Annotated in this window: 19 protein-coding genes; all 19 read left to right on the top strand. The window is 45.1% G+C overall.

The window, feature by feature from the left end; all coding sequences use genetic code 11:
* Positions 1 to 336: 336 nt before the first annotated feature.
* The 19 genes from cysE to ACQ4M5_RS41175 all read left to right on the top strand — a co-directional run bounded on the left by cysE (position 337) and on the right by ACQ4M5_RS41175 (position 11,483).
* Complete coding sequence (gene cysE, locus ACQ4M5_RS41265; protein WP_430681609.1) at positions 337 to 1,044, top strand: serine O-acetyltransferase; 708 nt, start codon at positions 337 to 339, stop codon at positions 1,042 to 1,044.
* Complete coding sequence (locus tag ACQ4M5_RS41260; protein WP_430681608.1) at positions 1,044 to 1,187, top strand: hypothetical protein; 144 nt, start codon at positions 1,044 to 1,046, stop codon at positions 1,185 to 1,187. Before cysE ends, ACQ4M5_RS41260 begins: the two co-directional genes overlap by 1 nt.
* Entirely contained in the window at positions 1,184 to 1,480 is a 297-nt protein-coding gene (locus ACQ4M5_RS41255) for a Mo-dependent nitrogenase C-terminal domain-containing protein (RefSeq protein WP_430681607.1), read from the top strand. Before ACQ4M5_RS41260 ends, ACQ4M5_RS41255 begins: the two co-directional genes overlap by 4 nt.
* Before the next feature lie 23 nt (positions 1,481 to 1,503).
* On the top strand, positions 1,504 to 2,886 hold the full coding sequence (nifE, locus tag ACQ4M5_RS41250; protein WP_430681606.1) for a nitrogenase iron-molybdenum cofactor biosynthesis protein NifE: 1,383 nt from the start codon (positions 1,504 to 1,506) through the stop codon (positions 2,884 to 2,886).
* Positions 2,886 to 4,187, top strand: coding sequence for a nitrogenase iron-molybdenum cofactor biosynthesis protein NifN (nifN, locus tag ACQ4M5_RS41245; protein WP_430681605.1), 1,302 nt, complete (start codon positions 2,886 to 2,888; stop codon positions 4,185 to 4,187). Before nifE ends, nifN begins: the two co-directional genes overlap by 1 nt.
* A gap of 11 nt (positions 4,188 to 4,198) precedes the next feature.
* On the top strand, positions 4,199 to 4,603 hold the full coding sequence (gene nifX / locus ACQ4M5_RS41240) for a nitrogen fixation protein NifX (RefSeq protein WP_430681604.1): 405 nt from the start codon (positions 4,199 to 4,201) through the stop codon (positions 4,601 to 4,603).
* Positions 4,600 to 5,067 (top strand): NifX-associated nitrogen fixation protein, encoded by a 468-nt coding sequence (locus tag ACQ4M5_RS41235; protein WP_430681603.1) that lies wholly within the window; start codon positions 4,600 to 4,602, stop codon positions 5,065 to 5,067. The genes nifX and ACQ4M5_RS41235 overlap by 4 nt, the downstream gene beginning before the upstream one ends.
* 4 nt (positions 5,068 to 5,071) lie before the next feature.
* Positions 5,072 to 5,281: a CCE_0567 family metalloprotein gene (locus ACQ4M5_RS41230; RefSeq protein WP_430681602.1), complete on the top strand. Its 210-nt coding sequence runs from the start codon at positions 5,072 to 5,074 to the stop codon at positions 5,279 to 5,281.
* Positions 5,281 to 5,595 carry a nitrogenase-stabilizing/protective protein NifW gene (gene nifW, locus ACQ4M5_RS41225; RefSeq protein WP_430681601.1) on the top strand — a complete coding sequence of 105 codons (315 nt, stop codon included), beginning with the start codon at positions 5,281 to 5,283 and terminating at the stop codon, positions 5,593 to 5,595. The genes ACQ4M5_RS41230 and nifW overlap by 1 nt, the downstream gene beginning before the upstream one ends.
* Before the next feature lie 309 nt (positions 5,596 to 5,904).
* Entirely contained in the window at positions 5,905 to 6,726 is an 822-nt protein-coding gene (locus ACQ4M5_RS41220; RefSeq protein WP_430681600.1) for a HesA/MoeB/ThiF family protein, read from the top strand.
* 20 nt (positions 6,727 to 6,746) lie between these two features.
* Positions 6,747 to 7,112 (top strand): iron-sulfur cluster assembly accessory protein, encoded by a 366-nt coding sequence (locus tag ACQ4M5_RS41215; RefSeq protein ID WP_430681599.1) that lies wholly within the window; start codon positions 6,747 to 6,749, stop codon positions 7,110 to 7,112.
* 33 nt (positions 7,113 to 7,145) lie between these two features.
* A complete protein-coding gene (fdxH, locus tag ACQ4M5_RS41210; RefSeq protein WP_430681598.1) occupies positions 7,146 to 7,445 on the top strand; it encodes a ferredoxin FdxH in 300 nt (99 codons plus the stop codon).
* A gap of 14 nt (positions 7,446 to 7,459) precedes the next feature.
* Entirely contained in the window at positions 7,460 to 7,702 is a 243-nt protein-coding gene (locus ACQ4M5_RS41205; protein ID WP_430681597.1) for a FeoA family protein, read from the top strand.
* A gap of 29 nt (positions 7,703 to 7,731) precedes the next feature.
* Positions 7,732 to 8,022, top strand: coding sequence for a ferredoxin III, nif-specific (gene fdxB, locus ACQ4M5_RS41200; RefSeq protein ID WP_430681596.1), 291 nt, complete (start codon positions 7,732 to 7,734; stop codon positions 8,020 to 8,022).
* Positions 8,023 to 8,096: 74 nt separating this feature from the next.
* Positions 8,097 to 8,306, top strand: a complete 210-nt coding sequence (locus tag ACQ4M5_RS41195) for a TOBE domain-containing protein (RefSeq protein WP_430681595.1) — start codon at positions 8,097 to 8,099, stop codon at positions 8,304 to 8,306.
* A gap of 80 nt (positions 8,307 to 8,386) precedes the next feature.
* The gene (modA, locus tag ACQ4M5_RS41190; RefSeq protein WP_430681594.1) at positions 8,387 to 9,175 is read left to right on the top strand and encodes a molybdate ABC transporter substrate-binding protein; all 789 of its coding nucleotides are present in this window, start codon (positions 8,387 to 8,389) and stop codon (positions 9,173 to 9,175) included.
* The gene (gene modB / locus ACQ4M5_RS41185; RefSeq protein WP_430681593.1) at positions 9,172 to 9,891 is read left to right on the top strand and encodes a molybdate ABC transporter permease subunit; all 720 of its coding nucleotides are present in this window, start codon (positions 9,172 to 9,174) and stop codon (positions 9,889 to 9,891) included. Before modA ends, modB begins: the two co-directional genes overlap by 4 nt.
* Positions 9,830 to 10,894 (top strand): sulfate/molybdate ABC transporter ATP-binding protein, encoded by a 1,065-nt coding sequence (locus ACQ4M5_RS41180; RefSeq protein WP_430681592.1) that lies wholly within the window; start codon positions 9,830 to 9,832, stop codon positions 10,892 to 10,894. The genes modB and ACQ4M5_RS41180 overlap by 62 nt, the downstream gene beginning before the upstream one ends.
* A gap of 268 nt (positions 10,895 to 11,162) precedes the next feature.
* Positions 11,163 to 11,483, top strand: coding sequence for a hypothetical protein (locus ACQ4M5_RS41175; RefSeq protein ID WP_430681591.1), 321 nt, complete (start codon positions 11,163 to 11,165; stop codon positions 11,481 to 11,483).
* Positions 11,484 to 11,514: the final 31 nt, after the last annotated feature.

Raw genomic sequence — 11,514 nt, 5'->3', positions numbered from 1 at the left:
AACTGCATAAGATTGCTTTGGTGTAGGAACTTGAGCATCTCACAATTTGCCCCGCCCAAGCTATTCTTGTCTCACATAAGACTCTCGATAAACTAATCGTTTCAGGACTTTTCTACATCACTAAGGTCCTAACCCTCATAAATACTAGAGCGATCGCTTTAAAAGTCTCGTCCCTCTACCCCAAAAAATTCTTCAATTCAGCATGAAATAACGCTGAGTACATTTCCAATTAGTTCAATAAATCCTATCTGCGGGATTCGCACGATTCGCTTTTCTAGTGCCTGATATAAGCAAGACAGACCAGGACACGTTAGCTTTTATCCCACCCCAAAAGCGATGCTCCAGCCCTTTGTTCTTCCTAATCGTGCTACCGTTCCCGAACTGTTCGGAAACAGCTTGAAAACGCTCCAAGCCGACTTTCAGATTATCTTCGACAGAGATCCAGCCGCCCGCAATTGGTTTGAAGTGTTGTTATGCTATCCAGGCTTACACGCTCTGATCTTTCATCGTTTCGCTCATTGGTTAAACCATCAACGAATCCCTATCATTCCGCGATTGATCTCTTATATAAGTCGATTTATCACGGGGATTGAAATTCACCCTGGTGCAACGATCGGTCAAGGAGTCTTTATCGATCATGGAATGGGTGTCGTGATTGGTGAAACTGCGATCGTGGGTGACTACTGTTTGATTTATCAAGGAGTCACCCTGGGCGGGACTGGAAAAGAAACAGGTAAACGCCATCCAACGCTTGGGAGCCATGTCGTGGTTGGTGCAGGTGCGAAAGTGCTTGGAAACATTGATATTGGTGATCATGTACGAGTAGGAGCAGGTTCGATCGTGCTTCGGGATGTTCCTTCTACTTGTACTGTCGTTGGTGTTCCAGGACGCAATATCTGTCGGAGTTGCCAGCCCTTTCAACCGCTCGAACATAGTCAAATGCCTGATGCAGAAGCAATGGTGATTCGAGATTTATGCGATCGTATTGAACAACTCGAAGATCAGCTTCAGCAACTTCAATCTTTCCTACACTCGAACAACTAATGCTAGAAACTATCCTGATCGCGATCGGGCTTTGTTCTTTTTACAAGTTAACTCACGATTATTTGGTGAAACAGGCTTTACAGGACACTTCAGAGCCAACCAGACACGCTTCAACCGTTTATCCCCATGACTTTGACCTATGACTATCTCACATTCCCCGCATAACCCTAGAGGTTTTCCCGATTTCCTTGCTCCATTGCGCGATCGTATTAATCAGATTCAAGTTCGCGATCATAAAACGGCTCATCTCATCTGTAAGCTAATTCCTTGTAGCTGTCCCTTTGAGCGAACGATTACGGCATTTGGTCGATCGATTCATACTCCTGCATTGTGCAAGCTAAATCCGCTATATTCCGAAGTCGTAGCGCTCCGTTTCCGCGCATTAAGCTATCTCGCTGATATCTGTGAAGAAGATATCGCGCATTACCTCTGCTAACTAAACTATGAAGGGCTTGAGCCATGAGAATGACCCAAGGCAAGATCAACGAGCTATTGAGTGAATCGGGTTGTGAACACAACCACAAGAAGGAAAAAAAGAATAAGTCATGCACTCAAGTTGCTCAGCCCGGAGCCGCTCAAGGTGGATGTGCATTTGATGGGGCGATGATTGCATTAGTCCCGATCGCGGATGTCGCACACTTAGTTCATGGTCCGATCGCTTGTGCAGGAAATTCCTGGGGCAGTCGAGGAAGCTTATCTTCAGGAGAAACACTCTACAAGATGGGCTTCACGACCGATATCAATGAAAATGATGTGATCTTTGGTGGCGAGAAACGATTGTATAAAGCGATCGCTGAAGTGCATGAACGATATCAACCTGCGGCAGTCTTTGTTTATGCTACTTGTGTGACAGCACTGATCGGAGATGACTTAGATGCCGTTTGTAAAAAAGCATCTGAGAAACTTGGTGTTCCTGTCGTCCCTGTTAATTCTCCTGGTTTTACTGGGAGCAAGAACTTAGGAAACCGGATTGGGGGTGAAGCACTGCTCGAATATGTAGTGGGCACAGGTGAACCAGAGTTTACAACTCCGTATGATATTAATCTCATTGGTGAGTACAATATTGCGGGCGAAATGTGGGGAGTTCTACCTCTATTTGAAAAGCTTGGAATTCGAGTGCTCTCTAAGATTACTGGAGATGCTCGGTACAAAGAAATTACCTATGCCCATCGTGCCAAGCTCAATGTGATGATCTGCTCGAAAGCCTTGATCAACATGGGGCGCAAGATGGAAGAACGCTACGGAATTCCTTACATCGAAGAATCGTTCTATGGCATTGCTGATATGAATCGGTGCTTGAGAAACGTTGCTGAAAAGCTTGGAGATGTAGAGTTACAAGCACGAGTGGAACAATTGATTATTGATGAAACTGCGAAGCTCGATGAAGCATTAGTTCCTTATCGTAAACGCCTCAAAGGTAAGCGAGTTGTCCTCTATACAGGTGGCGTGAAAAGCTGGTCAATCATCTCGGCTGCAAAAGATTTGGGCATGGATGTGGTTGCAACTAGCACGAAGAAAAGCACCGAAGAAGACAAAGCTAAGATTAAGGAACTGCTTGGACAAGATGGAATCATGCTAGAAAAAGGCAATGCTCAAGAGTTACTTAGAGTCATTGCTCAGACCAAAGCAGATATGTTGATTGCAGGTGGACGAAATCAATATACTGCGCTGAAAGCTCGAATTCCCTTCCTTGACATTAACCAAGAGCGTCATCATCCGTATGCAGGCTATGTTGGCATGATCGAGATGGCGCGAGAACTCGATGAAGCCCTTTATAGTCCCGTTTGGCAACAAGTCCGTCAATCCGCTCCCTGGGAAATTCAACGATCGGAGGTTTTGTAATGGCTGTGATCACGTCTCCTAAGAAGTCCGTTGCGGTCAATCCACTCAAACAAAGTCAACCCCTTGGGGCGGCTCTTGCTTATTTGGGACTGAAAGGGATTATGCCTTTGTTTCATGGTTCTCAAGGCTGTACTGCTTTCGCCAAAGTAATGTTAGTTCGACATTTCAGAGAAGCAATTCCACTTTCTACGACCGCAATGACTGAAGTAACTACGATTCTCGGTGGTGAAGAGAATGTTGAACAAGCTATCTTAACCTTAGTTGAGAAGTCTAAACCAAGCATTATCGGGCTTTGTACCACTGGTTTAACTGAGACTCGTGGCGATGATATGGATGGCATTCTCAGAACCATTCGGAAGCGACATCCAGAACTGTATGATTTACCGATCGTATTTACTTCAACACCGGATTACAAAGGTGCTTTGCAAGATGGATTTGCAGCCGCGATCGAGAGTATTGTCTCAACGCTTCCACAACCGGGAGAAGTGCGCTTAGATCAAGTGAATCTTTTGATGAGTTCTGCGTTCACTCCTGGTGATGTGCAAGAAATCAAAGATATGGTGACAGCCTTTGGATTAACTCCGATCGTAGTTCCCGATCTGTCTGCTTCACTTGATGGACATCTAGATGATTCCTATGAGGCTGTGACTGGAAGTGGTACGACACTGGCTGAACTGCGTGAAATGGGAAGCTCTGTGTTTACGCTTGCTTTTGGTGAAAGTATGACCAAGGCAGCAGGAATTTTACAAGAGAAATTCGATATTCCGTTTGAAGTGTTCGATCGATTAACGGGATTAGGTGCAGTTGATGAATTCCTCCAATGTTTGATCGATCTTAGCGGCGTTGATGTCCCTCAGAAATATCAACATCAACGACGACAATTGCAAGATGCAATGTTAGACACGCACTTTTACTTTGGACGGAAACGAATTGCGATCGCATTAGAACCCGATTTGCTTTGGGCAATCTCACAGTTTCTAGAATCAATGGGATGTGAGATTCAAGCCGCAGTCACGACGACAAAATCACCTGTGCTGGAACGGCTTAACCTTGAGTCAGTCACGATCGGGGACTTAGAAGACTTTGAACAGTTAGCAGTGGGAGCCGATTTATTAATCACCAATTCGCATGGTAAATCGGTGTCTCAGCGGTTGGACATTCCCTTGTATCGGCAAGGATTTCCAATCTTCGATCGCTTAGGAAATGGTCACTTCAGCAAAGTTGGCTATCAAGGAACCACACAGCTATTGTTCAACATTGGAAACTTGCTGCTAGAGCAAGAAGAATCACATTCAAAATAGGAGTGATAATCATGAAAATTGCTTTCACAACTAACGATCAAGTTCACATCAATGCTCACTTTGGTTGGGCGAAAAAGATTGATGTGTATGAGATTTCAGACGAAGGGTATGAATTTTTAGAAACCCTGAAATTCGAGGGTGATCTGAAAGAAGATGGCAACGAAGATAAGTTAGCTCCGAAGTTGGAAGCACTGGAAGATTGCACGATCGTCTATGTTTCGTCGATCGGTGGAAGTGCAGCAGCACGATTGATCAAAAAGCGCATTACACCTGTTAAAGCGAGATCCGAAGAAGAAGAAATCAATGAAGTGCTAACCAAGTTAGTGCAGACCTTGAAAGGCAATCCGCCACCTTGGTTACGAAAAGCATTGCAGCAGAAAACTCACTCATTTGAAGAAGAGGAAGAACTGGTATGAGCATTACTGAAGTCGAAACCCCATTTGAAGTTGCAAACAGTCCATTTTTGAAAGCGATCGTGCAACAAATCCGCGCCAACGATCCGTATGGAACCTACCGCGCTTGGAGCGATGAACTGTTACTCAAGCCTTATGTAGTGACTAAAGCACAAAAGCGCGAAATCTCAGTTGATGGCGATGTTGATCCGATTACAAAGGGTCGAGTCATGGCATTTTATCGAGCGATCGCGTCTCGTGTCGAAGAAGAAACCGGACAGCTTTGCCAAGTTGTGATTGATCTTAGTCATGAAGGATTTGGTTGGGCGTTAGTCTTTTGTGGTCGATTGTTGGTTGTGACGAAGACCTTACGGGATGCTCAACGGTTTGGTTTTGATTCGCTTGAGAAAACAGCGATCGAAGGCGAAAAGATCATTCAAAGCGGCGTGAATGCAATTCGGAAATTTCCAGATGCAGCGAAAGGATAGAGCTATGCCAACTACGACCAGCGTTGAAGAACTCAAGACAAAGATTAAACGACTCAACAGCAAAGCAGGTCAGATGAAAATGGACTTGCATGATCTTGCTGAAGGATTGCCCACGGACTATGAGCAATTGGTCGAAGTGGCAACACAGACCTATGAGATTTTTCGGGAAATCAATGACCTCAAACAACAGTTGAAGCAACAGGAGCAAGGATAATGTCAACGCTGGCTGAATTTAACAAGATCACGGATGCTGAGGCATATTTTGAGTTCTTTCAATTGCCCTATGATGCCAAAGTGGTGAATGTCAATCGACTACACATTCTCAAAAAGTTCTCTCAGTTTATGGCGGAGATTGATCAAAGTTCTCCTGATGCGGATGAATCGGATCGATTGTCACAGTATCGATCGGCTTTGATTCAGGCTTATGACACGTTTTTGACGACTTCTCCGTTGGAAACGAAGTTGTTTAAGGTGTTCAATGAGAAGCCGAAGGGGATTGTGATGCTGTCGGAACTATCGGCGGATTGACATTGATAGATTAGTCGCTTCGTTGAAGTGGGTTTTGCCCCCTAAATCCCCCATTCTGGGGGACTTTGAAGAGGTTTAATCTTTCCAAGTTCCTTGACCTATCTTTCAAAAGGATTGTTGGAACAAGTTCTTCAAATTGGATTTGTCTAAATCATTCAAAGTCCCCCACTCGTGGGGGATTTAGGGGGCAATCCCCGCAAAATCTGACCGATAACAATTGACCGACACAGAAATCATTCGTTGACCGCTTAGAGAGCAACTCCCCAATCCTTTGAACCCACAAGCAACACTCATTCAAGGTAATCGATCGTGTTAAACCTAACCCCAACCGAACTCGAACGCTATCGTCGTCAAATGATGCTTCCTAACTTTGACGAACAAGCACAGCGACGACTAAAATCTTTTACCGCTTTAGTCACCGGAGTAGGCGGACTGGGAGGCACAGCAGCTTTATATCTTGCTGTTGCTGGTATTGGAAAACTCATTCTCGTTCGGGGTGGTGAACTCAGACTCGATGATATGAATCGCCAAGTCTTAATGACGCATGACACGGTAGGAAAACCGCGAGTGTTCCAAGCAAAAGAAACATTGCAGAAGATCAACCCCGATGTTGAACTCCAAGCCGTGTATGACTACATCACCCCGGACAATGTGAATGAATTAGTACGATCGGCGGATATCGCGATCGATTGCGCTCATAATTTCACTGAGCGAGATTTGTTGAACGAAGCTTGTGTGAAATATCGCAAGCCCATGATCGAAGCAGCAATGAGCGGTATGGAAGCTTATCTCACAACAATTTTACCGGGGCAAACAGGATGCTTATCTTGTTTATTCCCAGAGAAACCGGAGTGGGATCGACGTGGATTTGCTGTTTTAGGGGCAGTGTCCGGAACATTAGCTTGTTTAACTGCGTTAGAAGCAATCAAGCTGATTACCGGATTTGAACAGCCTCTAGTGTCTCAACTGTTAACGATGGATTTAGGACGATTAGAGTTTGCTAAACGTAAGGTATACCGCGATCCACAATGTCCGGTCTGCGGTAACAATGCCCCTTGGCGACAACAATTCTCTTTGGAATCACAGCTTCGAGAAGATTCTCGATCGACCAATTCTTTTCAGCTTGCTTAAGAACTATCAGGAGAACAACAATGACCGTCGTATTGACCGAAAAAGCAGAGTTTCGTTTGAGAGCTTTTCTACAAGGTGCAGCGAATCCGACTGACGATAAAGGGATTCGCGTCGGAGTGTCGGATGGTGGCTGTAGTGGCTATCAATACACGTTAGATATCTCGAATGAAGCTCTACCGAATGATTTGATCGAGCAACAAGGACGAGTCAAAATTTACATCGATCGACAAGTTGCTCCCTTGATCAATGGGGTTGTGGTTGATTTTGTGGAAGGGTTGATGGAAAGCGGATTCAAGTTTAGTAATCCGAATGCAACAGATACGTGCGGTTGTGGACAGTCTTTCCAGGCGGGAGATTGTACGCCAGCGGCTGTGCCTTGTAGTTAGTTCACATTGTCTACTCTCTCGGAGGTTTATGTTATGGCTACTTTTCAAGTTCGATTGCTCAATAAAAAGCGAAATCTCGACATCACGATCCCGATTGATGAAGACACTTCGATTTTAGAAGCAGCAGAAGAGGCAGATCTAGATTTACCCTTTTCTTGCCATTCGGGTGCTTGTTCTAGCTGTGTTGGTAAAGTGGTAGAAGGCGAAATTAATCAGGACGATCAGACATTCCTTGATGAAGAACAAGTCGCAAAGGGATTCGCTTTGCTCTGTGTGTCTTATCCCCGCTCGGATTGCACGATTCGGACTCACCAAGAAGCTTATTTAGTCTAGTTGAGGTTAAACCCATGTCCCTTACCCTAGAAGGCTCCTCGCTCAAACTGCTCAAACCAAAAGAGCGAGGAACTGTAACCCGCATCGATAGTTCTAAAAGCGAAACAGTTCAGAAACTTCGATCGATGAACATTACGATCGGAACAATGATCACCGTTGAACAGCGATCGCCTAGATTTTTACTACGAGTCGGATCGGCTCAAGTGGCACTCAACGATCCGCTGCAAGATGCAATCTATGTTCGTTTAAGTCGATAGTCAAGGAATTCGAGGAGAACACACGAACAATGGCAACTCTAACAAATACAACGTTTGGGGGAACAACCTGGATACCCCAGTTTGTTGAATCGATTGATCAGGATAAGTGCATTGGTTGTGGTCGATGTTTCAAAGCTTGCGGGCGGAATGTTCTACTGCTCAAAGCTTTGAACGAAGATGGAGAATGGGTCGAAGATGAAGACGACGAGGAAATCGAACGAAAAGTGATGTCGATCGCAAATCAAGCGGCTTGTATTGGCTGTGAAGCTTGTTCGAGGGTTTGTCCGAAGAACTGTTACACCCATGCAGCGCTGAATTAAATTGTAGCTGAATTATCAGCTTGTTCAATCAGAGCTAAACTAAGCTATCCTCCAATGTGTATTTGGAGTGGGATATGAAAATTAGTGCCCGGAATGCGCTCAAAGGAACAGTAAAGCAAGTTGTACCAGGAGCAGTCAATACAGAAGTGATCATCGAAGTTGCTCCTGGAGTCGAAGTTGTCTCAGTGATTACGAAATCTTCTGGAGAGAGCTTGACGCTAGAGGTTGGGAAAGAAGTCTATGCGGTGATTAAATCGTCAGATGTGATGGTCGCGATCGATTAAACTGTGATGTCCGATTTCAAGCTAAAACTTGCGATCGGACATTCAAAAGATACACTTAAAACACGCTCTAACAATTCGTTATGAATCGGAAACCGTTTTTTACACTGATGGTTTGGTTTGTGGTTGCTTTCTCGATCGTCGTTGGCTGTCAACCTGCTCCCACTTCAGTCACGATCACCGTATCCGCTGCCTCTAGTCTGAATGATGCTTTTCAGGACTTGTCTAAACAATGGGAACAGGACACAGGCAATAAGATTGCATTTAACTTTGGATCTACCGGACAGCTTGCTCAACAAATTGAACGAGGTGCTTCACCTGATTTATTTGTAGCTGCGGATCAAAAACAGATTGATTTATTAGATCAAAAAGGATTGATTCAATCCGATACTAAAGCGCTTTATGGACGAGGACGATTAGTGATTTGGACAAAGCCAGAGCGCTCGTTAACTGTGAAATCTCTTAAAGAGTTAACGCAACCCGAAGTCAAGCGAATTGCGATCGCGAATCCCGATCGTGCTCCCTATGGAATGGCTGCCAAACAAGCATTAGAATCATTAGGAATTTGGGATACCATTCAACCGAAGTTAGTCCTGAGTGAAACAATTCAGCAAGCCCAACAATATGCCGAAACAGGCAATGTGGATGTTGCACTGACCGCATTAGCTCTAAGCATTCAAAAGCCTGGAAAATGGGAACTTGTCCCCGAAGACTTACATAAGCCCTTGGATCAAACAATGGCAGTGCCCAAGAGTGCAAAACATCCAGAGCAAGGCAAACAATTTGCAGCGTTTATCAATAGCCAAAAAGGAAGACCAACAATGCAAAAATATGGTTTTATCCTTCCTGGCGAATCGATTGCAAAACAATGAATCTTTCTCCTTACCTACTTTCGCTGCAAGTCACGATCGTGGCTACCCTGGTTTTATTAGTCGTTGGACTTGGACTCGCGATCGTACTTGCAAGAACTCGATTTCGAGGTGAGATCATTGTTTCAACGCTACTCAGCTTGCCGTTAGTTCTGCCGCCTAGTGTCGTTGGATTCTATTTACTGCTGGCATTTGGGCGGGGCAGTCCGATTCGAGACTGGTTTGGAATTGATATTCTCTTCACTTGGCAAGCGGCTGCGATCGCATCTGCGGTAGTTGCGTTACCTTTGATGATTGAATCGGCTCGGTCTGCGATCGCGGCGGTTCATCCTGAACTCGAAGCGGCTGCTCGAACCTTGGGATCATCAGAGTTAGAAGTGTTACGACGGGTGACACTCCCGATGGCAAAGTCTGGAATTCTTGCCGGGTTTATTTTATCGGTTGCGAGAGCGATGGGAGAGTTTGGAGCCACGCTGATGGTTGCCGCGAATATCCCAGGACGGACGCAAACTTTACCCTTAGCCATCTATGATGCTGTCCAGAATCAAGAGTACGATCGAGCCAATCAAATGGTTGCGGTGATGACACTCTGGACGTTCTGTTTATTGTTCTGGGCACGTCGATTAGAGCGACAAAAACGATCATTAAATGCCAATCATGCCGTTGTTCGTAGAGATTCAAAAACAATTGACGAGCTATCCGCTGAAGATTGGCTTTAATCTCCAGCAAAATACGCTAGGAATTTTAGGCGGGTCTGGATCGGGTAAAAGCATGACGCTCCGTTGTATTGCAGGACTTGAGACTCCGGATCAAGGACGGATTGTCTTAAACGATCGAGTGTTATTTGATTCCAAGCGTGGGATTAATGTGCCGATCCGCGATCGACGAGTTGGATTTGTGTTTCAAAACTATGCGTTATTTCCGCATTTAACCGTGGCACAGAATATTGTGTATGGGTTGCAGCATCTCAGTCGTGCAGAACAGCGATCGAGATTACGAGAACAGGTTGAGAAGCTTCATCTCGAAGGACTTGAGCCGCGCTATCCTCAGCAGATTTCGGGAGGTCAGCAGCAACGAGTGGCGTTAGCGAGAGCATTAGCGATCGAGCCTGAGTTGTTAATTCTAGACGAGCCGTTTTCAGCTTTAGATACCTATCTACGAAGTCGCTTGCAGGAGCAGTTAGCAGAAGCGCTATCGACCTATTCGGGGGTCACGTTGTTTGTGACGCATAACTTAGAGGAGGTGTACGGAATTTGTCGGGAGATTCTCATTGTTTCAGACGGTCAGCAGATTGCATACGATCGCAAAGAAACGATCTTCGATCGACCTCAAACTTATACAGCGGCGCAGATTACCGGGTGTAAGAATTTTTCCCAAGCGCGTCGGGTGAATGCGACTCAAATTAAAGCGATCGACTGGGGTTGTGTGTTGGATGTGCTGGAGCCGATTCCTTCTGATCTTGCCTTTGTGGGGATTCGCGCTCATCATCTAGTGTTTTCGGAGCAATCTGATCAAATCAATACGTTTCCTTGTTGGGTCACGAAAACACGAGAAACGCCGCACCGAACTACGGTTTATTTAAAGCTGAATGCTCCGCCCACTCATTCGTTGGACTACCATTTGCAGGCGGAATTATTTAAAGAACGTTGGGCAATGGTGAAAGATCATGCCTTTCCTTGGTTTGTGCATCTTGACCCGCTGCGATTGTTCATGATGCGATGATCGAAGCATTTGTTATAAAGCTCGATCGATTTGTAACTGATCTCGTTAGATGAATAAGAAAGGCGGAAGCAGTATTAATATATCGATAAGGCTTTGTTATTAATGCTACCTAGTTTGCTATGTTTCTAACGGGAGTTGTAAGTGGATTTGTTCGATCGATAAGAGAAACGAAAGCAGAATTAATATCTCGATAAGAGCTTTTTAGGTTTCTTGTTCAGCGTAATAAATTGGTATACGGAATTCTTTCATAAAGAGATGGAGTGAATTTGTGAGAATCAAACTCCGCACAGCAGGTTTGGATGACCTTATCTCCATCTATGCGATTCGCCGAGATTCCATTCTTGGAGTTCCATCTGAGGCTAGTTTAAGTGATCGTCAGGCTTGGGTAGACAAGCGATCGCCTAATTACTACCAAGATCGCATTACTGCTGGTCATGTCGTTATTGCCAGTTTTGAAGAAGACAATATCGGCTGGGGGAGTAGTTCCGACGATTGTATTAACCCAAGTTGCGGGTTAGGCAAGCCAGAGAAACTTTGTATCGATGAGCGCAAAGAAACCAGCGCAGCGATTGCTGCGCGTCTGGTGTAGAGCATTGCGCTTTACGTGCGAGCATTGCGCT

Source organism: Leptolyngbya sp. AN10 (assembly GCF_050565645.1).
GTDB lineage: Bacteria > Cyanobacteriota > Cyanobacteriia > Leptolyngbyales > Leptolyngbyaceae > Leptolyngbya.
The sequence above is the reverse complement of the archived record's forward strand: the minus strand, read 5'-3'. Positions and strand labels throughout refer to the sequence as shown.